The 25,928-nt window shown below is 61.2% G+C and carries 22 protein-coding genes; 17 read left to right on the top strand and 5 right to left on the bottom strand.

The features are described 5' to 3' along the window. Window positions 1-23: 23 nt before the first annotated feature. Window positions 24-1,001: a hypothetical protein gene (locus tag Q1B40_RS23995; RefSeq protein WP_299820850.1), complete on the bottom strand. Its 978-nt coding sequence runs from the start codon at window positions 999-1,001 to the stop codon at window positions 24-26. Between the two features lie 452 nt (window positions 1,002-1,453). On the opposite strand from Q1B40_RS23995, the gene Q1B40_RS23990 reads away from it, so the two are divergent. From Q1B40_RS23990 to Q1B40_RS23975, 4 genes are all read left to right on the top strand, one after another. Beyond that, a complete protein-coding gene (locus tag Q1B40_RS23990; RefSeq protein WP_299820847.1) occupies window positions 1,454-2,050 on the top strand; it encodes a nitroreductase in 597 nt (198 codons plus the stop codon). Between the two features lie 3 nt (window positions 2,051-2,053). Beyond that, window positions 2,054-2,656: a flavin reductase family protein gene (locus tag Q1B40_RS23985; protein WP_299820845.1), complete on the top strand. Its 603-nt coding sequence runs from the start codon at window positions 2,054-2,056 to the stop codon at window positions 2,654-2,656. A gap of 375 nt (window positions 2,657-3,031) precedes the next feature. Next, window positions 3,032-4,342: a transglycosylase SLT domain-containing protein gene (locus tag Q1B40_RS23980; RefSeq protein WP_299820842.1), complete on the top strand. Its 1,311-nt coding sequence runs from the start codon at window positions 3,032-3,034 to the stop codon at window positions 4,340-4,342. Window positions 4,343-4,443: 101 nt separating this feature from the next. Further along, window positions 4,444-5,598, top strand: a complete 1,155-nt coding sequence (locus Q1B40_RS23975; protein ID WP_299820838.1) for a DUF2336 domain-containing protein — start codon at window positions 4,444-4,446, stop codon at window positions 5,596-5,598. A gap of 50 nt (window positions 5,599-5,648) precedes the next feature. Here the strand turns inward: Q1B40_RS23975 and Q1B40_RS23970 are convergent, their stop codons facing one another. The 3 genes from Q1B40_RS23970 to Q1B40_RS23960 form a co-directional block, all read right to left on the bottom strand. Next, complete coding sequence (locus Q1B40_RS23970; RefSeq protein ID WP_299820835.1) at window positions 5,649-6,167, bottom strand: Hpt domain-containing protein; 519 nt, start codon at window positions 6,165-6,167, stop codon at window positions 5,649-5,651. A gap of 143 nt (window positions 6,168-6,310) precedes the next feature. Next, on the bottom strand, window positions 6,311-7,123 hold the full coding sequence (locus Q1B40_RS23965) for an NAD kinase (protein ID WP_299820832.1): 813 nt from the start codon (window positions 7,121-7,123) through the stop codon (window positions 6,311-6,313). A 148-nt stretch (window positions 7,124-7,271) separates the two neighbouring features. Further along, window positions 7,272-8,075 carry a trypsin-like serine protease gene (locus Q1B40_RS23960; RefSeq protein ID WP_299820829.1) on the bottom strand — a complete coding sequence of 268 codons (804 nt, stop codon included), beginning with the start codon at window positions 8,073-8,075 and terminating at the stop codon, window positions 7,272-7,274. A 246-nt stretch (window positions 8,076-8,321) separates the two neighbouring features. Here Q1B40_RS23960 and Q1B40_RS23955 point away from each other — a divergent pair, with 246 nt between their 5' ends. From Q1B40_RS23955 to Q1B40_RS23895, 13 genes are all read left to right on the top strand, one after another. Continuing rightward, on the top strand, window positions 8,322-8,909 hold the full coding sequence (locus Q1B40_RS23955; RefSeq protein ID WP_299820826.1) for an ANTAR domain-containing response regulator: 588 nt from the start codon (window positions 8,322-8,324) through the stop codon (window positions 8,907-8,909). Window positions 8,910-8,968: 59 nt separating this feature from the next. Beyond that, window positions 8,969-10,078 (top strand): CmpA/NrtA family ABC transporter substrate-binding protein, encoded by a 1,110-nt coding sequence (locus Q1B40_RS23950; protein WP_299820824.1) that lies wholly within the window; start codon window positions 8,969-8,971, stop codon window positions 10,076-10,078. A gap of 368 nt (window positions 10,079-10,446) precedes the next feature. Continuing rightward, entirely contained in the window at window positions 10,447-11,847 is a 1,401-nt protein-coding gene (locus Q1B40_RS23945; protein WP_299820821.1) for a CmpA/NrtA family ABC transporter substrate-binding protein, read from the top strand. A gap of 86 nt (window positions 11,848-11,933) precedes the next feature. Continuing rightward, window positions 11,934-13,016 carry an ABC transporter permease gene (locus Q1B40_RS23940; protein WP_299820818.1) on the top strand — a complete coding sequence of 361 codons (1,083 nt, stop codon included), beginning with the start codon at window positions 11,934-11,936 and terminating at the stop codon, window positions 13,014-13,016. Between the two features lie 10 nt (window positions 13,017-13,026). Next, window positions 13,027-14,787, top strand: coding sequence for a nitrate ABC transporter ATP-binding protein (locus Q1B40_RS23935; RefSeq protein ID WP_299820815.1), 1,761 nt, complete (start codon window positions 13,027-13,029; stop codon window positions 14,785-14,787). Window positions 14,788-14,804: 17 nt separating this feature from the next. Beyond that, window positions 14,805-17,258 (top strand): nitrite reductase large subunit NirB, encoded by a 2,454-nt coding sequence (gene nirB, locus Q1B40_RS23930; protein WP_299820812.1) that lies wholly within the window; start codon window positions 14,805-14,807, stop codon window positions 17,256-17,258. Continuing rightward, complete coding sequence (nirD, locus tag Q1B40_RS23925; protein ID WP_299820809.1) at window positions 17,255-17,596, top strand: nitrite reductase small subunit NirD; 342 nt, start codon at window positions 17,255-17,257, stop codon at window positions 17,594-17,596. The genes nirB and nirD overlap by 4 nt, the downstream gene beginning before the upstream one ends. A gap of 29 nt (window positions 17,597-17,625) precedes the next feature. After that, window positions 17,626-18,471, top strand: coding sequence for a formate/nitrite transporter family protein (locus Q1B40_RS23920; protein WP_299820806.1), 846 nt, complete (start codon window positions 17,626-17,628; stop codon window positions 18,469-18,471). 68 nt (window positions 18,472-18,539) lie between these two features. Next, window positions 18,540-20,276: a bifunctional protein-serine/threonine kinase/phosphatase gene (locus tag Q1B40_RS23915; protein WP_299820994.1), complete on the top strand. Its 1,737-nt coding sequence runs from the start codon at window positions 18,540-18,542 to the stop codon at window positions 20,274-20,276. 9 nt (window positions 20,277-20,285) lie between these two features. Beyond that, the gene (locus tag Q1B40_RS23910) at window positions 20,286-20,468 is read left to right on the top strand and encodes a hypothetical protein (RefSeq protein ID WP_299820803.1); all 183 of its coding nucleotides are present in this window, start codon (window positions 20,286-20,288) and stop codon (window positions 20,466-20,468) included. A 22-nt stretch (window positions 20,469-20,490) separates the two neighbouring features. Beyond that, window positions 20,491-23,172, top strand: coding sequence for a nitrate reductase (locus tag Q1B40_RS23905; RefSeq protein ID WP_299820800.1), 2,682 nt, complete (start codon window positions 20,491-20,493; stop codon window positions 23,170-23,172). Then, complete coding sequence (cysG, locus tag Q1B40_RS23900; protein ID WP_299820797.1) at window positions 23,144-24,649, top strand: siroheme synthase CysG; 1,506 nt, start codon at window positions 23,144-23,146, stop codon at window positions 24,647-24,649. The genes Q1B40_RS23905 and cysG overlap by 29 nt, the downstream gene beginning before the upstream one ends. An 81-nt stretch (window positions 24,650-24,730) precedes the next feature. Beyond that, window positions 24,731-25,420 carry a GntR family transcriptional regulator gene (locus tag Q1B40_RS23895; RefSeq protein WP_299820794.1) on the top strand — a complete coding sequence of 230 codons (690 nt, stop codon included), beginning with the start codon at window positions 24,731-24,733 and terminating at the stop codon, window positions 25,418-25,420. A gap of 9 nt (window positions 25,421-25,429) precedes the next feature. Here Q1B40_RS23895 and Q1B40_RS23890 read toward each other — a convergent pair whose 3' ends face one another. After that, on the bottom strand, window positions 25,430-25,852 hold the full coding sequence (locus tag Q1B40_RS23890) for a nuclear transport factor 2 family protein (RefSeq protein ID WP_299820791.1): 423 nt from the start codon (window positions 25,850-25,852) through the stop codon (window positions 25,430-25,432). Window positions 25,853-25,928 lie beyond the last annotated feature (76 nt).

Raw genomic sequence — 25,928 nt, 5'->3', positions numbered from 1 at the left:
CCTTCGCAGCAGCGGTCAATCGGTCAGTTGCTTGACACTGTCTCTTGCTGACCTGCCAGTTCGGCCATGCTGGTGACCACTTCCACTTCGCGGTCTTCTCCGGGCAAGACTTCGAAAGTATGCAGATAGGTGCGGCCGTTATTGCGGGCAATCGCTTCGTATTCCCCTTCTGCCAGCACGAAATCCGGGAAGGCGCCGGTGGCTTCCACCACGATATCGCCTCCGGGGCTGAGCACGGACCAGGTGGTGTTGGCGATGGCTTCCCCGCCGCGTTCATTGACCAGCTTCAGGGTAATGTCCGCGGCCTTGTGGAATATGGTCGCTTCGGTGAGCTTGCCCGGGAGCACCTGAATGTCGGCACGTATGACGGCGTTCACATCGCCGTAGCGGCTGACTACATGATAGGTGTCGGCGGAAAGCCGGACGATGGAGCCGGGTTTGACATTGCTGGCAATCAGGTCGCGTTCGCCGCGCTCGTCAAATTCCCTGCCGTAGACGTCGAAGGAGACGATCCGGTCGTCGAGATCCTCGCCATCCTTGAGCGCCGCGCCGAACTTGATGCCGCCGGCATTGAGGGTCAGCATCTTCGACTGGACCTCCTTGCCGATGACAATCCGGTTGGTTGCCTGGGCAAAACCGTAGGCGGTGTGGACAAGGTAGGTGCCCGGGTCCAGGCGGAAATCCGCGTCGCCGCCCTGGGAGGTGGCCACCAGCTGAAGCCGGCCGTCGGTATTCGTTGTCTCGGAGTAGATGCGCCAGATCAGGCCGTCATTCAGAGGGGGGCTGTCCGGCGTGAGTTTCGCCATCAGATAGAGGGCGCCCTGGTCCAGACCCTCGGCGATGCCCGTCGTGGCGGAGCGTGCGGGAGCATAGGGGACCAATGTATCGGAAAAGAGCGGCTCAGGTTCCCGGTCGAGCAGATTGATGATCGGCTCCTCGGGTGAGGCGGAGGAGGGGGCATTCGGATCAGGCTTGACTGCGGGGGGAAGTGGCAGCGGCAAGGATTGCGCCCGGGCTGTCAGGCAACCGACGGACAGCAGGCATGCAAAGAGCATCAGCGGAAGCGATACACTTCTGATGATGCGACTTGAGAAAACCGTCCGGCCCGAAACAAATCCTGCGTTCAACATGCCCACTTCATTATCATTTTTCCCCGACAGGAAAACCCGTCTTTTGAGTCGAATGCCGTTTTTCTTTATTGGGACTGAAAATCGGGCAAATTCAAGACCATGGGAGGATAACGCCCAGTCTCCGCGGAATATGACCTATATTCCTGCCTTTATGAAAAGCGTACCGTCAATTCCGACGCCTCAACCGTCTGTTGCCGCAGTTGAACGAAGCAACGTGTGCAAGGACCCCAAACCTCCCGTCGTGTCGCCGGTAGAAGTTGACAAATATGGTCAATCGAATAGGGGGATGGTTTCAAACGCGACTATCTGGACAGGATACCTTCATGGCGAGTTTTCATTCCGGTTCTCCGGAGACCCTTGAATTCCTGAGAAAACGGCGCTCCCATCCCTCGGTCACCATGACAGGCCCGGGACCGGACGAGACGCAGATCAAGGACATCCTGACCATTGCTGCGCGCGTGCCCGATCACGGCAAGCTGACGCCCTGGCGCTTCGTGCTGTACCGGCCGGAGCAGGGAAAGCGCATCGGTGTCTGGCTCGCGGAGCTTTGCAAGCGCAGGAACGGTCCGCTCGATGAGGACCAGTGCGAGAAGGAACTGACCCGTTTTACCAGAGCGCCGCTTGTGGTCGGCGTCCTGAGCACGGCTGCGGAACACCCGAAGATACCCGTTTGGGAACAGCAACTTTCGGCGGGTGCCGTGTGCATGAACCTGGTGACGGCTGCGGCCGCGTCCGGCTTTGTGTCGCAATGGCTGAGCGAATGGTACTGCCTCGACGAGGAAGCCGCCCGCTATCTCGGCGCCCGCGACGGCGAACGTTTTGCCGGGTTCGTTCAGATCGGCACGGCAACCCAGCCGCCTTTCGAGCGGCCGCGCCCGGAACTTTCTGATTTGATCACCAACTGGACGGAGCCTGAGTAGCCCATGTTTTACGAAACGGAAAAGAACGATCACGGCCTTCCCCACAATCCGTTCAAGGCGATTGTCGCTCCGCGGCCGATCGGCTGGATTTCGACGCTGGACAAGGAAGGACGGTCCAATCTGGCACCGTACAGCTTTTTCAATTGTGTCTGCGACCGGCCGCCGATCGTTGTGTTTTCCTCCACCGGCTACAAGGACAGCGTCGCGAATGTCGACGCGACCGGTGAATTCGTTTGCAACATGGCGAGCTGGGACCTGAAGGACGAGATGAACGTGTCGTCCGCCGCCGTGCCGCATGAAACTTCGGAATTCGGCCTGTCCGGTCTGGAAATGGCGCCCTCCAGGATGATCAAGGCTCCCCGGGTGGCGAAAGCTGTGACGGCGCTCGAATGCAAGCATCTGCAGACATTGCATCTGAAGGGCCTCGACGGTGCGGAAACCGACAGCTACATGGTCATGGGACAGGTCGTTGGCGTTCACATCGATGACAACGTGATCGTCGATGGCCGTGTCGACGTCACCCGCTACAAGCCGCTGTCGCGCCTCGGGTACATGGACTACGCGGTCATTACCGAAGTCTTTCAGATGGGCCGGCCCCAGACATGAGAAAAACCCGCTGACGCGGGTTTCCACCTTTGGTGACCCGCAGCTCCGCGCATTTTGACCTGAAAAAGACGCTGCAAATGTCGGCGTCTTTTTTCATCAGGGGTTGCCGACTCACCGGAATCAACGGTAATTCGTGTTCCCAGTAGATTTTTTTGGTGTTGTTTTTTCCAAAGAAAAAGTCCGGATGGTCTTTAGATGTCCACAAATCCGGCGGTTCACATGCGTAGAACTTCGCAGGCGGAAGTAAAAACGAAACGCCTGTAGTTGCCACTCCCATCACCTGTGTGTTGTTAAGGTATTGTTAACCTTTTGGGCGTGAAGTGAGCACTAAGGTTAACGAAGTCATAATTTAAGTTCCGTCGAGGAGACAGGGTCATGCTTATCGCTGACACCACCTCGATCGCGTCTCGGATCGAGCTAGCGTTTCAGTCTGCGAGTAGTTCAACAGGTACGTCATTCGACTACCTGGTGAAAACCGCTGCACGGGAATCCTCGTTCAATCCTGCGGCTAAGGCGAAAACCTCGAGCGCGACCGGGCTGTTCCAGTTCATTGAATCGACCTGGCTGGAAACAATGAAGGAAGCGGGGCCGAAGTACGGCCTGGATAAATACTCCGATCAGATCAAACAGGGCAAAAACGGCAAGTTTTACGTAAGCGATCCCCAGATGCGGCGAGAGATTCTCGATCTGCGCAAGGATCCTGAAATCTCGTCGATGATGGCGGGCGCACTGACACAGAAGAACGCCAGTTATCTTGAGCGCAGAATCGGCCGCGATCCGACGGATGGCGAGCTCTACATGGCGCATTTCCTCGGGGCGCACGGCGCCAGCAAGCTGATTGAAACCACGGCAGCCAAGCCGGACATGCGGGCTGACAGCGTGTTTTCCGCTCAGGCGAGAGCGAATAAACCGATCTTCTACAATCGCAACGGCACCGCCCGGTCGATGCAGGAGGTCTATGAAGTCATTGTCTCAAAGCATGATGCGGTGACAATGATCGCGGAAGTCAGCGGCAAGAAGAACCTGCGGACTTCCGGGGCGCTCACCAGCGTGGCTGCCCTGCCGAACGCCAAACCGGACGGCGGTGTACCGGGTCTCGACCCGAGTTCTTTCGATCATCTGGCCGGCGATCCGGCAGCTGCTTTCGCCATGCGCTCCAAGCCGTCCACCGCCGTGGAGATGGCCGCGGCGAACGGCGCCGCACTTGCGTTTTCGGCCGGAAACTCGCCGGAATTCGCACGGGCGCGTCTTGACCTTCCCGACACCCGCTCAGGCCGGTCCGCGGGCCCGGCTGCAAGCGCTGTTTTCCTTCAGGAGGAACGGGTTGCGGCAACTCCCGGCGGCGGCTCGCCTCAGGGCCCTGCTGATGCGTCTATAAACGGAGGCGACGTGGATGGAGCCACAACGCGTGTGCTGTCGGCATTCCAGGCGACCGAGACCGTCAATCCGTTCGAGGCGCTCTTTCGCAATGACGACGCCTCAACCCAGGCCGGCGTCAATCCCCGGTTTGCTTCGGCTTTCGCGGCTGTAGAGGAAGTGGCGCTCTTCAGCGGGATGACCGGTGCTTCCAACCAGGTTGCAGCCCAGGAGCTGGCTTTGGCCGATCAGGGTGGCCCGCTGGATCTCACGCGGTTCTTGCGCCTGAAGGCGGAAGAGGAACAGAAGGATCTGCTGCCGCCGGCCTGATCGCCGGGATCCGGCCACCCTTGTGAAAATTATGGTGAACCGATCGTTAAGCCTTTGATGTCAGGATAACATCCGACACTTGGGAAGATTGTTTTACCGCCATGACCGTACACGACATTCTACAGCTGAATAACACCGACGAGTGCCCCCTGGATATCCAGGCCGCGCAGGAATTCGCGGAGCGCTGTCTGGCAGCAGAACCCGGTAGCCGGGACTGGAGCAGCATGGTTGCGGCTTTGACAATTCTTCTGGATGACCCGAGCCGGGGCGTGCGCAAGGCAATTGCGCAGGTTCTCGCCAGCAGTTCGTATGCACCGGCGCATGTCGTGCGTTGCCTTGCGGGCGATGTCGATGAAGTCGCGGTGCCGATTCTCAAATCCTCCCCGATCCTGAGCGACGCGGAACTGGTCGACCTGTTTGCAGAAGGCAGCGATGCCGTGCAGTGCGCCATTGCGGAGCGGGCCGGACTGCCTGCGCCCATTTGTGCTGCGATTTGCGAGGTCGGCAATGAAGTTGCCTGCCGGGTGCTGCTGCGCAACACCAGCGCGCAGGTTCTGCAATCCTCGCTGCTGCGTCTGGCACAACGGTTCGAACACCGCCCGGACATTTGCGACGAACTCCTGAAGACACGGGAACTGCCGCTGCCGACCCGCTATGAATTGCTCATGCGGCTTGCCGAAAACCTGGACGACCATCCGATCGTCCTGGAACGGGTGCCCGAACATCAAAGAGAAACATTCCTGAGTGACGCCGAAGACAAGGTTGTGCTGCGTCTGGCGTTGGAAGCCAGCGTGGAGGACATGTCCGAGTTCGTCGAACATCTGCGGCTGAGAGGCAAGCTGACAACCCGCCTGCTGCTGCGTGCGGTCTGCTGCGGCCGCTTGCGGTTCTTCGCCGCCGCTCTTGCCAATCTGGGCCAGGTGCCGCTGCCGCGCCTGTGCAGTCTGCTGATAACGGTCCGGCGCTCGGCCCTGCAGGCAATGCTGCGCAAGGCCGGCCTGCCGCTCAGGGCGCATCAGGCGTTCCTGCTGGCCATCGACATCGCCCGGCAGGCTGATGCCGACTTCACCTACGATCTTGCGCTCGACGAAGCCAGAATGCTGACGGAGACCCTGCTTGCGGAAATGCAGGACGGGGCACTTGGAGCCGATGAGGATGTCACCGCATTCCTCCGCCGTTTCGCCATAGACGTCGCCCGGCTGGAGGCGCGCCTGCTGCTCAAGAACGGCGGACTGCTGGCGACAGCGGCTGCCTGACAGGCTCCGCTAAGAAATTCAGTTTTTAAGGATTGCAGACAGGAAACAGTTTACTCGGGGTCTTCGGGAAACTGTTCCAGAAACTCGCCGGTAACGGTCTTCAGGGTTTCCAGCAACTGGACGCCTGTCGTGTTGTCGTCGTCCTTTGCGCCTTCCTTGACCATCGCGCGAATGGCTTCCACATAGCGTTCGGCCAGATCCAGCGGCAAGGCGGCGGGGGAGGGCACGGTCTCGATCAGATGGCAGAAGCTGGCAGCCGCTTCGCCGACCAGCGGAAAGCCGAGGGTCAGAGCCTGACCCTTGATATTGTGCGCTGCCTGAAACAGCGTCCCCAGCGTTTCTTCGGACATGCCTTCGACTTGCACGGCTTCCCAGGCGCCTGTCAGGGCGAGGGTTTCGTTGTCCATCCAGGTTCCGAAATGCTGGGAGAGACGGTACATCGCGTCCTCGGCGGCCTTCACCGGATCGAATTTCCTGGCTTCCCGCGGTGTCAGTTCACGCACCTTGCTGCGCAAATCGCTCGGGGGGGACAGGATTTCGTAATTCTGATCCTTGGCAGTGTCGGCCATGTCAGCTTTTGTCCTCGTCTGCAGCTGCAAGGGATTGAGCGGGACGTGCTCCCGGTAACGCAAGTATGGTCAATCATACTTAACAGGGTCTTGCCTGTGAGCGTTTTATCGATGCCGTCGACCCCCACAGGTGCGGGGCACCCTCAATAGCGGAACATTTCCGTCTGGATGCGTTCGTCCCAGCCGTGATCGGCATCGAACATGATCAGCCCTTCAAGCTCGGTGGATTCCTTGATCGCGACATGAACGACGTCCCGGAATTCCCTGTGGTCGGCGGACGCGCTGACGGGCCGTTTCGCCGGATCGAGGATTTCGATATCGACCCTGGCCAGATTCGGCAGCAAAGCGCCGCGCCAGCGCCGCGGACGGAAGGCGCTGATCGGCGTCAGGGCCAGGAGATTGGCCGTGACCGGCAGAATAGGACCGTGAGCGGACAGGTTATAGGCTGTGCTTCCGGCCGGCGTGGCCACGATGCAGCCGTCACAGACCAGTTCCTCCAGTCTGACCCGGCCGTCGACCGAAATTCTCAGCCGCGCTGCCTGCGATGTTTCCCGCAACAGGGAGACTTCGTTGATGGCCACAGCTCTATGTGTGTCGCCGTCTTCTCGCGTTGCCGTCATTTCAAGCGGGCGGATCGTGGTGATGTCCGCTTTGGCCAGTCTCTCCTTGAGGTCGTTTTCTTGGTATTCGTTCATCAGGAAGCCGACCGAACCCCGGTTCATGCCGTAGATCGGTTTGCCTTTGCTCATGTGGGCATGAAGCGTCTGCAGCATCAGCCCGTCGCCGCCCAGGGCGATAATCGCATCTGCTTCTTCGACGGCATAGTTTCCGTAGCGCTTCACCAGGTTTTCAAGAGCGGCACATGCTTCCGGCGTATCGCTGGCGACGAAGGCCAGCTTGTTCAGCGGGATCGTCCGGATCGGGTCTGGTTGAAGCGGCGGCGCGGATTGGTTCATCGTCCAATGTATCTTTGCATCTGTCGATCTGGTGTCTGGCGAAGTCATCGCCGTCCGGGAACTCGTGTTGCCCGCCGGTAGCACCATAGCGGGGGCATGTGCCAAGGGGCAGTTAAAAATCGCCCTTTTGCCGAAAGGCCGGTGCGGATCAGTTGCCGGCGGCGGAAGGCCGGGTCGGCGCGGTGCCCGGTGGTAATCGAGTTTGGTCGCAGGAGGGGCTTTCCAGCAAGGTCTGCCAGTTGAAAAACGGTACGATGGCCGACCGGTCGTCGTCGATCCTTGCCGACATGACGCCCGCCACGCGCGGACCCTCAGGTGTTTCGACCAGCAGCGGACCGCCGGACGCGCCGCTTTCGGCGGAACAATCGGTGACCCAGCTCTCTTCCGCTTCTCCCAGAACCCTGCAAGCCGGAACGACGGTCGGCAGATAGCGGCGGCTTTTCCTGTATCCGACAGATCGAAACCGGGTGTCTTTCGTGAGCCGGGCAGCCTGGCGCGGCAAAAGGGGTGGTATGGGGGCCAGCGAACTGGCCTCCTTCAGGATGATGATGCCGACATCGTTGCGGATATCAGCCAGTTTGACGTCTTTCGACGGCACGAACCCTTCAGCAGTTCTGAAACAGGCAGCTTCCAGCCTGGCTGCATATTCGCCCCGTCTGACACCGGCAATGAAGAGCAGGTCGTCAACCGGGAAGGGTTTCAGGGTTTGCTTGTTATAAAAACAATGGGCGGCGGTGAGCACGATGTCGGGAGCTATCAGCGTACCGGTGCACATGGACGTGGTGCGATAGCCGGCAACATTCACCCGGCCAATGGATGGCCACGGGGCTTCGGTGCTGTCGATCACCTGAAGCTTGGCAGCATCCGCGGCCCCCGGCATGAGAATCGAGAGACAGGCTGCCAGCAGCGTAGCGGCCCGGCGCCGGAGGATAGGCTGTCTTGCAGGCTTCATGGGGTGCTTTTAGCCCATTGACGTGAGTGTTTCACCTGTGTCGCCCGCCTGTCCGTCCCGTGAGGTATCGAAACGGTGAGAAACCTGCAGAAAGAGCATCGGAGACCAATGCTCCAGGGATTACTACAGGAGGGTGCGCGCGGGAAATATGAATAAATTCAATTCTATAAGGCGCTTTGATAAAAAATTGTTGCTGCGCTGCAGCATGTTTGTTGCATAAAAAGTAGCCCTGCGCATAATGGCGGCATGATCCGCGGGCTTTCCATTCTGGTCATCGATGACAACAAGATCCGGGCGTCCATCATCGAGCAGGGATTGCGCGATGCCGGGCACGACCGGGTCATTCTCGTACACCAGATGGACGGGCTGGTACGGCAGATCGCGGATATCAACCCGGACGTGATCGTCATCGACCTGGAAAACCCCAATCGGGACCAGCTCGAGCACATGTTCCAGGTGTCCCGGGCAGTTCGGCGGCCGATCGCGATGTTCGTCGACAAGTCGGACAGCCACTCGATCGAGGCGGCCGTCGACGCTGGCGTTTCCGCCTATGTCGTCGACGGGCTGAAGCGGGAGCGGGTGAAGCCCATCCTCGACATGGCCATCAGCCGGTTCCGGGTTTTTTCCAAGCTGAACGAAGAGCTGGAGGAAGCCCGCAGCGAACTCGCCGACCGGAAAACCATCGACCGGGCAAAGGGCATCCTGATGAAGTCAAAAGGTCTGTCGGAACAGGAGGCCTATGACCTTCTGCGCCGGTCGGCCATGAACCAGAGCCGCAAGATCATAGAAGTGGCCCGGAGCCTGGTGATCGCCAGCGGATTGCTGGAGGACTAAGCCATGCTCATTGAAAGAAACCGTCGGGACGGAACGGCCGATCGGGAGACCGGAGGATTATGGACAAGAGCTTAACACCCGTCATTGCCGGTTTTATTCCTCTGCTGGACAGCGCGGTTCTGGTGGCAGCCGCGGAAATGGGGTTCGCGGAAGAGGAAGGCATCGCGCTGAAGCTCGTCCGGGAAACTTCCTGGGCGAATATCCGCGACCGGATTGCCGTCGGTCATTTCGATGTCGCCCATATGCTGGCGCCGATGCCGATCGCCGCAAGCCTGAACCTGACCAGTCTGGCCGTGCCGATGCTGGCCCCCATGCTGCTCGGTCTGGGGGGGAATGCCATAACGGTGTCGACCGGCCTTTGGGCGGACATGGCGGCTGCGGGCGCCGATACCGGAGGCGATCCTGCCTCGACGGGCAAGGCGCTGGCGGACGTCATTTCAAACCGGCGTGCAAAAGCGGCGCCGCTGCTGAATTTCGGCGTGGTCCATCCGTTCTCCGGGCATGCCTATGAATTGCGCTACTGGATCGCGGCCGCCGGTCTGGATCCCGACAGCGACGTGGAAATTACCGTCCTTGCGCCGCAGATCATGGCGGATGCGCTCGCGACAGGCCAGCTTGACGGCTATTGCGTCGGAGAGCCGTGGAACACGGCGGCGGTGGCTGCCGGGACGGGCAGGATCGCAACCTACAAGCAGGCCATCTGGCCCGACAGTCCGGAAAAGGTGCTTGGAGTTACCCGGAAATGGGCGGAGGCCAATCCCCAAACGCTGGCAGCCCTGCTGCGCGCTCTGTCCGGGGCTGCCTACTGGTGCGCTTCGGCGGAAAACGTTGAAAAGCTCGCCGGGCTGCTCTCGCGCGCAGATACGCTGGCCTGCCCGATAGAGATTTGCCTCCCGGCGCTTGAGGGCAGCATGCGCCTTGGCCGGAACACTATGAAGCAGGTCCCGGACTTTCTGACGTTCTCGGGCGGGGCGCAGATGGCGCCGATGCCGGCGCACGGCAAGTGGTTCCACGAGCAGATGGTGCGTTGGGGGCAGGCGGAGCGGTCGGAAGATGCCACCGCGGAAGTGGCCAGGATTTTTTCTCCCGACATCTATCTGTCGGCCCTGGGGCTGGAAAACGTTCCCCGGGATGCGTCAATCCGCATGTTCGACGGCCGGAATTTCTAGCCGCGATTATGACCCGAGGTCTGCCGGTCAGATGCGCTGCGGTGCACAAAAAAAGTTCAACTGCCTGCGGTTGCAGCCATTAATTCATGCAGGCAGTGCAAACCGGCCTCCAGAAGCCTGAGGCATAACTCCCTGTAAATTCTCGGGAAAACCGAAAATCATCTAATTGGCACGCTTCGTGCTTCGAATGAGATGTGGCCGACGCTGGCCCATCTTATATCGCGCCCGGTGCTGGGTGCTCAGGCAAAGCCGCCGTTCTGATCTGCATGGTTCCTTCCATTCATGCTGGTCAGACGGCGGTTTTTTTATTTTGCGCCTGGGCCCTTTGCCGGGCCGGCGCAGGGCAAATGAGGGAAGAGGACGAAACGATGTCAACCACAACTAAGATCACCCGCCGGGTTGCTCTTGGCGCCCTGATGGCTGCCACGGCGCTGGCGCCCGCTTCCAGCGCCTTTGCCGAGATGCTGGATGTCGAAAAGGATGAGCTGACCTTCGGTTTCATCAAGCTGACCGACATGGCGCCGCTCGCGGTTGCCTATGAACTCGGGTATTTCGAGGACGAGGGGCTTTTCGTCACCCTCGAGCCGCAGGCCAACTGGAAGGTTCTCCTGGACCGGGTGATCACCGGCGAACTGGACGGAGCGCACATGCTGGCCGGCCAGCCGCTGGCGGCGACAATCGGCTTCGGAACCAAGGCGCATATCGTCACGCCGTTTTCCATGGATCTCAACGGCAACGGCATCACCGTTTCCAACGAGATCTGGGAGATGATGAAGCCGCACCTGGAAATGCAGGATGACGGCAAGCCGGTCCACCCGATCAAGGCGACGGCGCTGAAGCCGGTGGTCGACAAGTTCAAGGCGGACGGCAAGCCGTTCAACATGGGCATGGTGTTCCCGGTCTCCACCCATAACTACGAGCTGCGCTACTGGCTTGCTTCCGGCGACATTCATCCGGGCTTTTATTCCGACACCGACATTTCCGGCCAGATCCGGGCCGATGCGCTCTTGTCGGTCACCCCGCCGCCACAGATGCCATCGACGCTTGAGGCCGGCACCATCTACGGCTACTGCGTCGGCGAACCGTGGAACCAGCAGGCGGTCTTCAAGGGGATCGGCGTTCCGGTGATCACCGACTACGAGATCTGGAAGAACAATCCGGAGAAGGTCTTCGGGATGACGCAGGAGTTCACCGAGGAATACCCGAACACCACGCTTGCCGTCACCAAGGCGCTGATCCGTGCGGCCAAGTGGCTGGATGAAAACGACAACGCCAACCGCATGGAAGCCGTCGAGATCCTCGCGCGCTCCGAATATGTCGGCGCGGACGCGGAAGTCATCGCCAACTCCATGACCGGCACCTTCGAATACGAGAAGGGCGACAAGCGCGACGTTCCCGACTTCAACGTCTTCTACCGCTACTTCGCGACCTATCCCTACTACTCGGATGCGGTCTGGTATCTGACCCAGATGCGCCGCTGGGGCCAGATCGGCGAATACAAGCCCGACGGCTGGTACGACGAGGTGGCCAAGTCGGTCTACCGCCCGGACATCTATCTCCAGGCCGCTGAATTGCTGGTCGAGGACGGCCATGTCGCTAGGGAAGACTTCCCCTGGGACACCGACGGCTACCGGGTGCCCACCCCGGCCGGGGATGTCATTGACGGCATCGCCTACGACGGCAAACAGCCGAACGCCTACATCGACAGCCTGCCGATCGGCCTCAAGGGCAATCAGGTCGTGACCGGCAGCGACGTCGTCGGCGGTTAAGGGAGGGAAGAGGAGTGGCGGTGGTACCTGCCGCCGCTCCTTCCTTTCCCACTGAGCATCAGAAATTCGAGACGAGGACCTTCATCATGGCCAATGCCGACATTGCAGGCAGTCAGGATCTTGCCCGTGCCGCACGCCGGGAAAAGCTCTTCACGCGGATCAACAAGGCTGCCGGCTGGCTGGACGCACTTGGTCTGTCGTGGACCGTGCCGCTCCTGAAGATCGCCGCCGGCGACAGCCGCAAGGAACAGTTGGGAGAACTCAAGCGGGTGCTTGTGATCCCGCTTCTGGGTATCGCCGCCTTTCTGGTCCTGTGGGGCGTCCTGGCGCCGCAGGTGCAGACGTCTCTCGGCGCCGTTCCCGGTCCGGCCCAGGTCTGGGATCAGGCCGTCAACCTCTGGGATGACCATGTGCGCGAGCGCGACAAGGCGGACGCCTTCTTCGAACGTCAGGACAAGCGTAACGCCAAGCTGGTCGCGGAAGGCAAGTCCGACAAGGTCAAGTGGCGCGACTATACCGGAAAGCCGACCTACATCGACCAGATCGGCACATCCCTGAAAACGGTGGGGCTCGGATTTCTGATCGCGACGATCATCGCCGTTCCGCTCGGAATCGCCTCCGGTCTGTCGCGGTCGTTCAACGGGGCGATCAATCCGCTTATCCAGATTTTCAAGCCGGTCTCGCCACTGGCATGGCTGCCGATCGTCACGATGATCATTTCCGCGACCTATGCGGATCCCGTCGAGTGGCTGTCGAAATCCCTGCTGATTTCCGCCGTTACCGTGACGCTGTGCTCCATGTGGCCGACGCTGATCAACACGGCGCTGGGTGTGGCCTCCGTCGACAAGGACCTGATGAATGTCGGCCGTGTCCTGCAATTGCCGACCTGGAAGACCATCACCAAGCTTGTCTTGCCGTCGTCCCTGCCGCTGATCTTCACCGGTCTGCGCCTGTCGCTGGGTGTGGGCTGGATGGTGCTGATCGCCGCGGAAATGCTGGCGCAGAACCCGGGACTTGGAAAATTCGTCTGGGACGAATTCCAGAACGGCTCTTCACAGTCGCTCGCAAAGATCATGGTCGCGGTGCTGACCATCGGCGTCATCGGGTTTGCGCTCGACAGGCTGATGTTCGCCCTGCAGCGCGCCTTCACCTTCTCGGCGAACCGGTAAGGAGACCGATATGGCGTTTCTGGAAATCTCCGGCATCTCCAAATCCTATGGCGAGGGCGCCAACCGGACGGACGTTCTGGAAGACATCAACCTGAAAGTGGAAGAGGGTGAGTTCATTGCCATTGTCGGGTTTTCCGGCACCGGCAAGACGACGCTTATTTCACTGCTTGCGGGCCTGATCGAGCCGGACACCGGCGGCATTGTCTTCAAGGGCAAGGAAATCGACGGTCCGAGTCCAGACCGGGGCGTGGTTTTCCAGTCCTATTCGCTGATGCCCTGGCTGTCGGTCGCGGGCAATGTGGCGCTGGCCGTCGACAGTGTCTTCAGGAAGAAGAGTTCCACTGAGCGCAAAGCCATCTGCGACAAGTATATCGCGATGGTCGGGCTGGCGCACGCCAGAGACCGCAAACCGGTGGAGCTTTCCGGCGGCATGCGCCAGAGAGTGGCTGTTGCCCGCGCGCTGGCGATGCAGCCGGAGCTTCTGCTGCTTGACGAACCGCTGTCGGCACTCGACGCGCTGACGCGTGCCAAGCTGCAGGACGAGTTTGCGGCGATCTGCGAGGAAGAAAAAAAGACCATCGTCCTCATCACCAACGATGTCGACGAGGCAATTCTGCTGGCCGACCGGATCGTTCCCCTGAAGCCGGGTACGAGCGCGACGCTCGGCCCGGAATTCAAGGTGCCGTTCAAGCGTCCGCGGGACCGAGGAGAACTCAATCACGACGAAGACTTCATCCGCCTTCGCGCCGATGTGACCGCGTATCTGATGGAGGCCGGCGCCCAGCGCGGTGCGGCCGTGGAGCGTGACATCGTCCTGCCGAATATCGTTCCGATCACCCAGCGGCCGAAGGGTGGCGACAAACTGCCTGACGCCTATGAACGTGCGGCCGAAACGGTCGTTACCGATCGGTATCTGGAATTTTCCCGCCTCAAGAAGGTCTACCCGACGCCCAAGGGGCCGCTGACGGTTGTCGAAGGGTTAGATCTGAAAATGGAGAAGGGGGAGTTCATCACCCTGATCGGTCACTCCGGCTGCGGCAAGTCGACGGTTCTGTCCATGGTTGCCGGTCTCAATCCGATCAGCGACGGGGCGATTGTCCTCGACGGCACCCATGTCACGGAGGCGGGTCCCGACCGGGCGGTGGTGTTCCAGGCGCCCAGCCTGATGCCGTGGCTGACGGCCTATGAGAACGTCGAACTCGGCGTCGACAAGGTCTACCCGGACGCGAGCAAGGCCGAAAAGCGCGACGTCATCGAATACTACCTTTCCAAGGTCGGGCTTGCCGATGCCATGCAAAAGGCAGCCGTCGACCTGTCCAACGGTATGAAACAGCGCGTCGGCATTGCCCGGGCCTTTGCCCTGTCGCCGAAGCTGCTGCTGCTCGACGAGCCGTTCGGCATGCTGGACAGCCTGACGCGGTGGGAATTGCAGGACGTCCTGATGGACGTGTGGAAGCGCACCCGGGTGACGGCGGTCTGCGTCACCCATGATGTCGATGAAGCCATCCTGCTCGCCGACCGCGTGGTGATGATGTCCAACGGCCCGAACGCCCGGATCGGCAACATCATGGAGGTGGACCTGCCGCGTCCGCGCTCGCGCAGGGAACTGCTCGCCCACCCGGATTACTACGCCTACCGCGAAGAGCTTCTGGACTTCCTGGAAGCCTATGAGGGCGGCGCCGATCCGAGCGAGGACCAGCTCAAATCCATTCAGGAAAAACGCGCTGCGCGCATGGCCCGGCAAAAGGCCGCGGTCGAAGCAGCCGAATGAATTCGAGGAGCGAGACAATGAGCAAACAGAAACTCGTCATCGTCGGCAACGGCATGGCTCCCGGGCGGATGCTCGAATACCTGTTCGACAAGAACCCGGACGCCTTCGAGGTCACCATTTTCAATGCCGAGCCGCGGGTGAACTACAACCGCCTGATGCTGTCTCCGGTTCTCTCGGGTGAAAAGACCTATGAGGACATCATCACCCACGGCGATGACTGGTACGGCGAACATGGTGTGACGCTGCACAAATCGGCGCGGGTGAGCGACATCGACCGGACCGCGAAAACCGTGACGTCCGAAAATGGCGTGACCGCTTCTTACGACAAGCTGGTGATCGCCACCGGGTCCGATCCTTTCATCATCCCGCTGCCGGGCAAGGATCTCGACGGGGTCCTGACCTACCGGGATCTCGACGACGTCGAAAGGATGCTGGAGGCAGCCAGGCGCGGCGGACGCGCAGTGGTCATCGGCGGCGGCCTGCTTGGACTGGAAGCGGCCGCAGGCCTGAAGATGCAGGGCATGGACGTGACCGTCCTGCACCTGATGCCGACGCTGATGGAACGCCAGCTCGATCCGGCTGCGGGCTTCCTGCTGGAGGAAGAGTTCAAGCGGCGCGGCATCGACGTGCGCACCAAGGCGAACAGCCATGAGATCGTCGGCGATGAAGCGGGCAGGGTAAAGGCCATCCGCCTGGACGACGGTTCTCAGATCGAGGCGAGCATCGTCGTGATGGCGGTCGGTATCCGGCCGTCCGCTGAGCTTGCCAGGGCGGTCGGCCTGGACGTCAATCGCGGCGTTCTTGTCGGCGACGACATGCGCACCAGCGACGAGGACATCTTCGCGCTGGGCGAATGCGTCGAGCATCGGAGCATGTGTTACGGGCTGGTCGCGCCGCTTTACGAAATGGCCGGCGTCATCGCGGAGAACCTGCTTGAGGGGAGCGCGGAATACACCGGGTCCGCCACCGCGACCAAGCTCAAGGTAACCGGCGTCGATCTCTATTCGGCCGGGGACTTCGCCGAGGGCGAGGATCGTGAAGAGATCGTCCTCAGGGACGCGTCTGCCGGTGTCTACAAGCGGCTGGTTCTCAAGGACAATGTGATCGTCGGCGCCGTGCTTTACGGCGAAACGTCCGACGGACCCTGGTTCTTCGATCTGATCAAGAAGAAGACGGATGTCTCCGAAATGCGGGAGACGCTTATTTTCGGCCAGGCGTATCAGGGGGGCGCCCCCCTGGACCCTACGGCGGCCGTTGCAGCCTTGCCGGATGATGCGGAAATCTGCGGCTGCAACGGCATTTGCAAGGGAAAGATCGTTTCCGCCATCTCGGAAAAAGGCCTGACCAACCTCGACGGTGTCAGGGCCCACACCAAGGCGTCCGCGTCCTGCGGCACCTGCACGGGACTTGTCGAGCAGCTTCTGCAGGTCACGCTCGGCGACAGCTATAACCCCGCGGCTGTCACCCCGATGTGCGGATGTACGCATCTGGGCCACGATGACGTCCGGCGTCTGATCAAGTCCAAGGAACTGAAGACCATTCCCGCGGTCATGCAGGAGCTGGAATGGACCTCATCGGGTGGCTGCGCCAAGTGCCGGCCGGCGCTCAACTATTATCTCGTTTCCGACTGGCCGGACGAATATGCGGATGACTACCAGTCCCGCTTCATCAACGAACGTGTGCACGCCAACATCCAGAAGGACGGTACCTATTCCGTGGTTCCGCGCATGTGGGGCGGCATGACGTCCTCCAAGGAACTTCGGGCCATTGCCGACGTCGTCGACAAGTTCAACATCCCGGCGGTCAAATGCACTGGCGGTCAGCGGATCGACATGCTGGGGATCAAGAAAGAGGATCTTCCGGCGGTCTGGGCCGATCTCGGTAAGGCCGGTTTCGTCTCCGGTCAGGCGTATGCGAAGGGCCTCAGAACGGTGAAAACCTGTGTCGGGACGGACTGGTGCCGTTTCGGTACCCAGGATTCCACCGGTCTCGGTATCAAGATCGAAAAGTTCATGTGGGGCTCCTGGACACCGGCCAAACTCAAACTGGCGGTCTCCGGCTGTCCGCGCAACTGCGCGGAAGCGACCTGCAAGGACATCGGCATCATCTGTGTCGACAGCGGGTTCGAGATCCACTTCGCCGGTGCCGCCGGCCTCGACATCAAGGGCACGGAAGTTCTGGGCCAGGTAAAGACCGAGGAAGAGGCGCTGGAGCACGTCGTGGCTCTTGCCCAGATGTACCGTGAACAGGGTCATTACCTTGAGCGGATCTACAAGTGGGCCAAACGCATCGGCTACGACGAAATCCGCCGCCAGATCATGGACGATGCGGACATGCGCACGGCCTATTTCAACCGGTTCGTCCACTCCCAGAAATTTGCCCAGATTGATCCGTGGTCGGAGCGCGTTTCCGGCAAGGACAAGCACGAGTTCAATCCGATGGCCGTACTTTCCCAGGAGGCTGCAGAATGAACGCCGAAATTCGCAACTGGATCCAGATCGGGTCTCTTGAGGACATCCCTCGCCAGGGCGCGCGCTGCGTGAAGACCGGGGGAATGACCGTCGCGGTGTTCCGCACCGCCAAGGACGACGTCTTCGCCCTGGAAGACAAGTGCCCGCACAAAAAAGGCCCCCTCAGTCAGGGGATCGTGCATGACGGCTGCGTGACGTGCCCGCTGCACAACTGGGTGATTTCCCTGGAAACGGGTACCGCGCAGGGCGCCGACGAAGGCCGGACGCTGGCCTTCCCGGTCCGGCTTGAGGACAGCCGGATCTATATCGACCTTTCCCACTCACACGAAGCTGTCTGACCGGACGACCAACCGCGAAAGGAACGTCAATGTCCTACGTAACGCCCCAGGAATTCGCCCACAAGATGATCGACGCGGGGGAATCCAAGATCTTCATGTCCACCAAGGACACCCTCATCCGCGCCTATATGGCCGGTGCAATTCTCGCCCTCGCGGCTGCTTTCGCTGTGACCATTGCCGTCAACACCGGCAATTTCCTCGTCGCCTCGATCCTCTTCCCGGTTGGGTTCTGCATGCTCTATCTGCTTGGGTTCGACCTTTTGACCGGGGTTTTCACCCTCGCGCCCCTGGCTGTTATCGCCAAGCGTTCCGGCTGCACCTGGGGCGGTGTCCTGCGCAACTGGGGGCTGGTGTTCTGCGGCAATTTCGCCGGAGCGCTGACCACCGCCGTCTTCATGGCGATCATCTTCACCATGGGCTTCAGCGAGGAGCCGAATGCCGTCGGTCAGAAGATCGGCCAGATCGGTGAGGCCAGAACGCTCGGTTACGCAGAAGCGGGATGGGCAGGCCTTCTGACCGTCTTCATCCGCGCCGTGATGTGCAACTGGATGGTTTCCACCGGGGTCGTCGCGGCGATGATGTCGAATTCCGTCTCCGGCAAGATCATGGCCATGTGGATGCCGATCCTGGTGTTCTTCTACCTCGGTTTCGAGCACTCCATCGTCAACATGTTCCTGTTCCCCTCCGGCATCATGCTCGGCGGCCAGTTCACCTGGTTCGACTACTTTGCCTACAACGAAATTCCCGTGGTTATCGGCAACCTTGTCGGCGGTCTGACCTTCGTGGGCGGAATGATCTACGCCACGCACTACAAGACCTCGCCGAAGCGCAACGCCGGGTATGAGAAGGCGCCGCTCGCCGCACCGGCCGAATAAGAACCGCAACCATCCCGCCGCAACCGCGGCGGGGTGTTTCTCTTTTTCAGGAAACGCTTCCCGTGCTGATGCAGGCTTCCAGGACACATCTGAGCGTCGATTCCGGTCAGCATTCGCTGGCCGGAAGGAAATCCGAAAACCAGGATTTCCACGGCGCCGTGATACCCGAAGGGCAGGCCCTGGTTCACAAGGGGATCGCATTCGCGATCGCCGATGGAATTTCCTCCAGTCTGGTTGCCCGCGTTGCCGCCGAGACAGCGGTCAAATCCTTCCTCAGCGACTACTACTGCACGTCCGATGCCTGGCTGGTGAAAACGGCGGCAAGCCGGGTGATCGCTGCAACGAATTCCTGGCTCTTCGATCAAACGAAACGCGCCGGCGGCATCGGTGACAGCGGCTATGTCTGCACCTTTTCCGCACTGGTCCTGAAAGGGCGCAAGGCGCATCTCTTTCACGCGGGCGACAGCCGGATCTGGCGGCTTGCCGGACAAAGCCTCGAGCGGTTGACGGACGATCACCGGGTGCAGGTCTCGCCGGGGGAAAACTATCTCGGCCGGGCGCTCGGGCTCTCACAGTCCGTTGAGATCGATTATCTGGCTGTCGACCTTCGGCCGGGCGATGTTTTCGTTCTGACCACAGACGGCGTGCACGACTTCCTGACGCCGCAGCAGATCGCGGCCGGGATCACTGAATCCGACTGTCTGGAAAGCGCGGCGGGGAAGATCGTCGAGCAGGCGCTTGAGGCCGGCAGTACCGACAATCTGACCATCCAGATCGTGCGGATCGCAGGATTGCCGGATCCGGCGGCTCCGGAGCTGCTGGCAGACGAACAGGCACTGCCGCCGGCACCCTTGCCGCGCGTTCCCGGATATTTCGAGGGCTACCGGCTGCTCCGAGGCCTGCATTCCAGCAGCCGCAGCCACATCTATCTGGCCGAGGACGAGATCACCGGCGAGCGGGTTGCCCTGAAATTCCCCTCCATCGACCTGCGCGGCGACGAGGATTATCTGCGCCGCTTCGCCATGGAAGAGTGGATCGCCCGCCGGATGGCGTCCGCGCATGTCCTCAAGGCGGCCTCCTATCCGCAAGGACGGCAGTCTCTCTTTCTGGCGAATGAGTTTGTCGAAGGGCAGACCCTGCGGCAATGGATGCTGGACAATCCTCATCCCGACCTGGAAACCGTTCGCGGTCTGCTGGAACAGATCGCCAAAGGCCTGCGCGCCTTTCACCGCAAGGAAATGGTTCATCAGGATCTCAGACCCGAAAACATCATGATCGACAGGTCCGGAACGGTGAAAATCATCGATTTCGGTTCCGTGCGTATCGCCGGGGTCATGGAAGCCGCACCTGGGCTCGACAGGGCGGAAATTCTCGGAACGCATCAGTATACCGCCCCGGAAGTGTTTCTCGGCTATCTCGGCACGGAACTCAGCGACCTCTTCTCACTCGGGGTGATCGCCTACGAGATGCTCACCGGCCGCTTGCCCTATGGCGCGGGTGTTGCCAGGGCCACCAGCGCGAAGGCCCAGGCGGCGCTCCGTTATCGCAGTGCCGCCGATATCACCACCCGCGTGCCGGACTGGGTCGATGGCGCACTGTGCCGCGCGGTCCATCCGGTTCCGGGCAAACGCCATGAAGCGCTGAGCGCGTTTCTGGAAGATCTCCGCCGGCCCAATCCGGCCTTCACATCCGGCACGTTCGTTCCCCTGGCAGACCGTGATCCCGTCCGCTTCTGGCAGCTTGTCTCTGCTGTTCTCGCGCTGCTGTGCGCGGCGCTCCTCGTCCAATTGTCTGGCAATCCCTAGGAGATTTCGATGTCAGTTCTTACCCGTGAAGACGTTACCGGAATGATCCTGTCGGCAATGCGGCAGGCGGGCCTTGCCTGGGAGGGCATCACCGAAAAGATCGGCATGTCGGTGACCTGGGCCGGGAACCCGAAGGGCGGCCGGGTGAAGATCGGAATGTCCGGCAAATATTTTGCCTGTAACGCCTGGTAAGACCGGACCGGGGAGGGATGGCATGACAGATAACAACAAGACCACCCGGACCACGTGTCCCTATTGCGGTGTCGGCTGCGGCGTGCTCGCCACCCGGCGCGAGGACGGGACAGTTACCGTTGCAGGTGACCCCCATCACCCGGCCAATTTCGGCCGGCTTTGTTCCAAAGGTTCGGCGCTGGGAGAAACCCTCTCGCTCGACGACCGGCTGCTCTATCCGGAGGTTGCCGGCAGGCGCAGCGACTGGGACACGGCGCTGGATCTTGTCGCGGGAAAATTCACCGAGGCGATCCGCGATCATGGTCCCGACAGCGTCGCGTTCTACGTGTCAGGGCAGATCCTGACCGAAGACTATTACATTGCCAACAAGCTGATGAAGGGGTTCATCGGTTCGGCCAATATCGATACGAACTCCCGGCTTTGCATGGCCTCGTCCGTGGCCGGGCACAGGCGCGCCTTCGGCACCGATACGGTGCCGGGAACCTACGAGGATCTGGAACTGGCCGATCTGGTAGTTCTGGTAGGGTCCAACCTGGCCTGGTGCCATCCGGTTCTCTTCCAGCGGCTCGAAGCCGCCAAGGCGTCAAACCCGGCATTGCGGGTCGTGGTGATCGATCCGCGCCGAACGGCGACCTGCGCCATCGCCGATCTGCATCTTGCGCTCAAGCCGGACACGGATGTCGCTCTTTTTAACGGTCTGCTGAGTTTTCTCGCTGAATCGAATGCGCTTAACAAGCTTTATATCAATAGCTTCACGGAAGGATTTGATAAAGCGCTTGAGCTTGCCGGGTCTTGCGAAATCGGCGCCATCGCCGAAGCAACAGGTCTGGAGCGGCGGGATATCGCCATGTTCTACAAGATGGTTGCGCGGACGGAAAAGACGGTGACCGTCTACAGCCAGGGCGTCAACCAGTCGGTCACCGGAACGGACAAGGTCAACGCCATCATCAACACCCATCTGGCGACGGGACGGATCGGCAAACCGGGGATGGGGCCGTTTTCCGTAACCGGCCAGCCGAATGCGATGGGAGGCCGCGAAGTCGGCGGTCTTGCAAACATGCTGGCCGGCCACATGGAGCTGGAAAACTCCCATCACCGCCGGATAGTGAAGGACTTCTGGCAAAGCCGGGTGGTTGCGGACAAGCCCGGGCTCAAGGCCGTGGACCTCTTCAAGGCGGTGGGTGAAGGCAAGATCAAGGCGCTGTGGATCATGGCGACCAGTCCGGTGGACAGCTTGCCGGATGCCGACAGCGTTGCCGATGCACTGAGAACCTGCCCGTTCGTGGTGGTTTCGGAAGTAACCCGGAATGCCGATACGGTGCCTTTCGCCGATGTCCTGCTGCCGGCTGCGGCCTGGGGGGAGAAGGACGGCACGGTGACCAATTCCGAGCGCCGGATCTCGCGGCAGAAGGCGTTCCTGGAGCTGCCGGGCGACGCCCGCCCGGACTGGTGGCAGATGAGCGAAGTAGCGCGGAAGATGGGGTTCGCCGAGGCTTTTTCGCATGAGAATGCGGCCGGTATTTTCCGTGAACATGCGGCGCTGTCCGATTACCGGAACGGCGGCAGCAGGGATTTCGACATCGGGGCCTACAAGGATGTCTCCGATACCCATTACGACAGCCTGCCACCGTTCCAGTGGCCGCAGGCAGCGGAGAGCTCTGCTACAGACACACGGTTCTTTGCCAATGGCGGGTTCTATACCGAAGGACGGAAAGGGCGTTTCGTTCCGGTCGTCTTTCAGGCTCCCCGCAAGCGGGAACGGGCGTATCCTTTCATCCTGAACACGGGCCGCGTTCGCGACCAGTGGCACACGATGACCCGCACCGCCAAGACCAGCCGGCTGATGTCGCACATCGCCGAGCCGTTCGCCGAAATACATCCCGATGACGCCGACAGGCTCGGGATCGCCGCTGCGGAGCTCGTCGAGGTGAAAAGCCCGCACGGTTCTGTCCTCGTGCGGGCGCTGGTCACACCCAGGGTGCGCAAGGGTGAAGTCTATGTACCGATGCACTGGACCGACCAGTTCGCTTCACGAGCCCGGATCGACGCGGTGGTCGCGCCTGAAACCGATCCGCACTCCGGTCAGCCGGGATCGAAATTCACACCGGTTGCCTTATCCGGAATGTCGATGGCCTGGTTCGGTTTCGCGGTTCTGAGAGAACGCCCGGCGGAGATCAGGTCGGACTACTGGGCGATTGCACCGATAGAGGGCGGATACCGGCTGGAGTTCGCGGGCCGCAACAAGGCGGATTTTCAGGCTGTCTTGGCCTCGCTTGGAGCCTTCGGTGAGGACCGGATCTGCATCGAAGATGCGGCAGCAGGCATGAGCCGGCAGGCGTACTGGCATGACGGTCTCCTGCAGGGGGCATTCTTCTTTTCGGCGGGGCCGGTCGAGGTCTCGCGGCAATGGGCCTGCGGGCTGTTTGCCGCCGCGCCGGACCGCAAGGACCTGCGTTCGCAAATCCTTGCCGGACGCGCCCCGGCGGATCGGCCCGATTGCGGAGCCATCGTCTGCTCCTGCTTCCAGGTCGGCTGCAACCAGATCATCGAAGCTGCCCGATGCGGCGCCGACAGCGTCATGGCTATCGGTGAAACGCTTCAGGCCGGAACCAATTGCGGCTCCTGCCGCTCGGAAATCCAGACGCTTCTGGACGAAATCGCAAAGGAAAACGTCAATGACACCGACATCGCGCAAGCCGGTTGAGGTCGAAAGTCGCCGCCGTCCGGCGCATGTCGGCGCGCTGGCCAGTCTGCCCCTGTTCTTCCCGCTTGAAGACCGCAAAGTCGTGCTTGCCGGGGGAACGGAAGCAGCCGCCTGGAAAGCCGAGCTTCTGGCCGCTGCGGGCGCCGAGGTTCATGTCTATGCCGAGGACCTGGACCCGGCTTTCGCTTCTCTGCTGGCCTCGGGCAGCGCGGCGGGCCAACTGGTGCATCACGCGGAACCCTGGACGCCGGCCAGCCTTGGCGGCGCTGCGCTGGCGATCGCGGATGCACAAAGTGACGAGGAAGCCGAGGCCTTCGTTCACGCCGCGCGGCAGTCGGGCGTGCCGGTCAACGTGATCGACAATCCTCCTTTTTGCGACTTCCAGTTCGGCTCCATCGTCAACCGGTCGCCGGTAGTGATCGGCATCTCGACCAACGGGGTCGCGCCGATCCTGGGGCAGGCGATCAGAAGACGCATCGAGACGTTGTTGCCCCAATCCTTGCAGAGCTGGGCGGAACTTGCAGGCCGTGTGCGGGGCAGGGTGCTTGCCTTGCTGAGCGCGGGCCACGAACGGCGGCGCTTCTGGGAAGGTTTCTCCGATCTTGCCTTTTCGGGAAAGGACGCACCCGGGGAAAGTGGAGAGCTGGAGGCCTCGCTAATTGGTGACGCAAGGGCGAGCGCGGCGGGCAGGGTGACGCTGGTCGGGGCCGGGCCCGGCGATGCGGAATACCTGACGCTGAAGGCGGTCCGGGCGCTGCAGGCGGCCGATGTCATCCTGTTCGACGACCTGGTGGACGATGCGGTTCTTGAGCTGGCTCGCCGTGAAGCCAAGCGGCTTCTGGTCGGCAAGCGCGGCGGGCGGGAAAGCTGCCGCCAGGAAGATATCAATGCCATGATGGTGCGTCTTGCGCGCCAGGGCAAACATGTGGTGCGGCTGAAATCCGGCGACCCGATGGTCTTCGGGCGGGGCGGCGAGGAACTCGACCGGCTGGCCGCCGAAGGCATTGCCGCCAGCGTCGTCCCGGGCATCACGGCGGCCTCCGCCATGGCGGCGCGGCTCGGAATTTCCCTGACGCACAGGGATCACGCCCAGTCCGTCCGCTTCGTCACCGGTCACGGCCGCCACGGTGACCTGCCGGACACTGTCGACTGGCACGGTCTGAGCGATCCTGCAACGACAACCGTATTCTACATGGGCGCGCGCATGGCCGGAAAGATCAGCGCGAAACTGATTTCGGAAGGCATGTCACCGGGCGCGCCCGTGGTTGCCGTGGCCGCTGTCTCGCGGCAGCGCGAACGCAAGTGGTTCGGCACTCTGGGCGAGCTTGCAGCCGGGGTGGGCCGGTTGGGGCTGGAAGATCCGGTTTTGATCGGAATCGGAAGTGTCTTTCAGGAGAACGCGTCCCGAGAGGACGCCGGATCGCCTGAAATCGTGAGTGCACAGACCCGAAAGATGCAGGTCGCCACCGGCTTCTGATCGCTCACCGCAGCAAGGGCTTGGCAAATCAGCAGGAATTTGGTTTGTTGGGCTGACGCCTCATCGATTGGCCCTGCTTGAATGAACCGCTCCGAACAAATCTGTTCCGCGTTGAGATCCGCAATTCTCGAGCGCGCCCTGATGCCCGGCATGAAACTGCCGGAAGATTCGCTCGGCGAGCGTTTCGGCGCCAGCCGGACAATCGTACGCCAGGCGCTCGAACGGCTGGCGGCGGAAGGGCTCGTGGAACTCAGGCGGAACCGGGGGGCGGTGGTCGCGACACCCAGCCTGGAGGAAGCCCGCGATCTCTTCGACCTGCGTTCCCAGATCGAGGATCTCGTGGTCAGCCGGTTGATCGCGAACCTCTCCGCAAGGAAACTGGAAGCGCTGAATGCGCATCTGGACAAGGAAATCGCGGCCGAGAAGGGCCCGGAGCCGGTTTCCATCCGTCTTGCCACGGAATTTCACATCCTGATGGCGCAACTGACGGAGAGCCCCGTGCTGATCCGCTACGTGGAGGACGTCGGCTATCGCTGCGGTCTGACGCTGGCGCTCTATTCGCGGCCCCATTCCACCGATTGTGGTATTCAGGAGCATCGCGAGATCATCGAGGCTCTTTCCAGGGGGGATGCGGCGCGGGCGCGGGAGCTGATGCGGCATCATCTGGGCGCGGTTGCCGACCGCGCCCTGATCAAGGCGGAAGGAGAAGGCCAGACCTTCTATCTCGATGCGCTTGAGCCCTATGTGAGAGCTGTTCGCGGAAACGACTGAAGAATTGCTTCAGGCGTCGATGCCCATGCGCGTCAGGATCCGTTCCGCGCTGTCGTTCCAGACATCCATTTTGGTGATCTTGCCGTTTCGTACCTCGAACCGGTCCACATACCGGTTGCCCTCGAACGCTGTCCCGTCGGGCCATTCGCCGTAGAGCGTGCCCACGGAGTAAACAACCGCTCCGTCCGTGCCGGCGGCGACATCGAACCGGTCCATCTTCTTCTTCACCCACTTGTAGCGTCCGGCGTTGAAGCCCGTCGGCCCCGAAGGATGGTCGAATTTGCGGCCGCCGGTAAAGGTGATGTCCACGTTCTCGGCCATGAAGGTCGCGGCAAGATCCGGATCGGGCTTCATGGAAGCATCGAGAAAATCCCGGACGATCCGGGCTTCGGCCGGAAGGGTTTCAGTGTCTGTGTCGTCTTGTTCGTGCATCAACTTTGTCCTTGGCGGATGGGGGATAGGGCGAGCATAAGGCACGCCGGAAAATTTGCATGCGACTTTTGTATGC

Source organism: uncultured Roseibium sp., assembly GCF_947496995.1.
GTDB lineage: Bacteria > Pseudomonadota > Alphaproteobacteria > Rhizobiales > Stappiaceae > Roseibium.
The sequence above is the reverse complement of the archived record's forward strand: the minus strand, read 5'-3'. Positions and strand labels throughout refer to the sequence as shown.

Bases quoted from the DNA above. Each gene is read 5' to 3' on its own strand.
- Q1B40_RS23990 (WP_299820847.1), top strand. From the start codon at position 1,454: ATGGCGAGTTTTCATTCCGGTTCTCCGGAGACCCTTGAATTCCTGAGA.
- Q1B40_RS23985 (WP_299820845.1), top strand. From the start codon at position 2,054: ATGTTTTACGAAACGGAAAAGAACGATCACGGCCTTCCCCACAATCCG.
- Q1B40_RS23980 (WP_299820842.1), top strand. From the start codon at position 3,032: ATGCTTATCGCTGACACCACCTCGATCGCGTCTCGGATCGAGCTAGCG.
- Q1B40_RS23975 (WP_299820838.1), top strand. From the start codon at position 4,444: ATGACCGTACACGACATTCTACAGCTGAATAACACCGACGAGTGCCCC.
- Q1B40_RS23970 (WP_299820835.1), bottom strand. From the start codon at position 6,167: ATGGCCGACACTGCCAAGGATCAGAATTACGAAATCCTGTCCCCCCCG.
- Q1B40_RS23965 (WP_299820832.1), bottom strand. From the start codon at position 7,123: ATGAACCAATCCGCGCCGCCGCTTCAACCAGACCCGATCCGGACGATC.
- Q1B40_RS23960 (WP_299820829.1), bottom strand. From the start codon at position 8,075: ATGAAGCCTGCAAGACAGCCTATCCTCCGGCGCCGGGCCGCTACGCTG.
- Q1B40_RS23955 (WP_299820826.1), top strand. From the start codon at position 8,322: ATGATCCGCGGGCTTTCCATTCTGGTCATCGATGACAACAAGATCCGG.
- Q1B40_RS23950 (WP_299820824.1), top strand. From the start codon at position 8,969: ATGGACAAGAGCTTAACACCCGTCATTGCCGGTTTTATTCCTCTGCTG.
- Q1B40_RS23945 (WP_299820821.1), top strand. From the start codon at position 10,447: ATGTCAACCACAACTAAGATCACCCGCCGGGTTGCTCTTGGCGCCCTG.
- Q1B40_RS23940 (WP_299820818.1), top strand. From the start codon at position 11,934: ATGGCCAATGCCGACATTGCAGGCAGTCAGGATCTTGCCCGTGCCGCA.
- Q1B40_RS23935 (WP_299820815.1), top strand. From the start codon at position 13,027: ATGGCGTTTCTGGAAATCTCCGGCATCTCCAAATCCTATGGCGAGGGC.
- nirB (WP_299820812.1), top strand. From the start codon at position 14,805: ATGAGCAAACAGAAACTCGTCATCGTCGGCAACGGCATGGCTCCCGGG.
- nirD (WP_299820809.1), top strand. From the start codon at position 17,255: ATGAACGCCGAAATTCGCAACTGGATCCAGATCGGGTCTCTTGAGGAC.
- Q1B40_RS23920 (WP_299820806.1), top strand. From the start codon at position 17,626: ATGTCCTACGTAACGCCCCAGGAATTCGCCCACAAGATGATCGACGCG.
- Q1B40_RS23915 (WP_299820994.1), top strand. From the start codon at position 18,540: ATGCAGGCTTCCAGGACACATCTGAGCGTCGATTCCGGTCAGCATTCG.
- Q1B40_RS23910 (WP_299820803.1), top strand. From the start codon at position 20,286: ATGTCAGTTCTTACCCGTGAAGACGTTACCGGAATGATCCTGTCGGCA.
- Q1B40_RS23905 (WP_299820800.1), top strand. From the start codon at position 20,491: ATGACAGATAACAACAAGACCACCCGGACCACGTGTCCCTATTGCGGT.
- cysG (WP_299820797.1), top strand. From the start codon at position 23,144: ATGACACCGACATCGCGCAAGCCGGTTGAGGTCGAAAGTCGCCGCCGT.
- Q1B40_RS23895 (WP_299820794.1), top strand. From the start codon at position 24,731: ATGAACCGCTCCGAACAAATCTGTTCCGCGTTGAGATCCGCAATTCTC.
- Q1B40_RS23890 (WP_299820791.1), bottom strand. From the start codon at position 25,852: ATGCACGAACAAGACGACACAGACACTGAAACCCTTCCGGCCGAAGCC.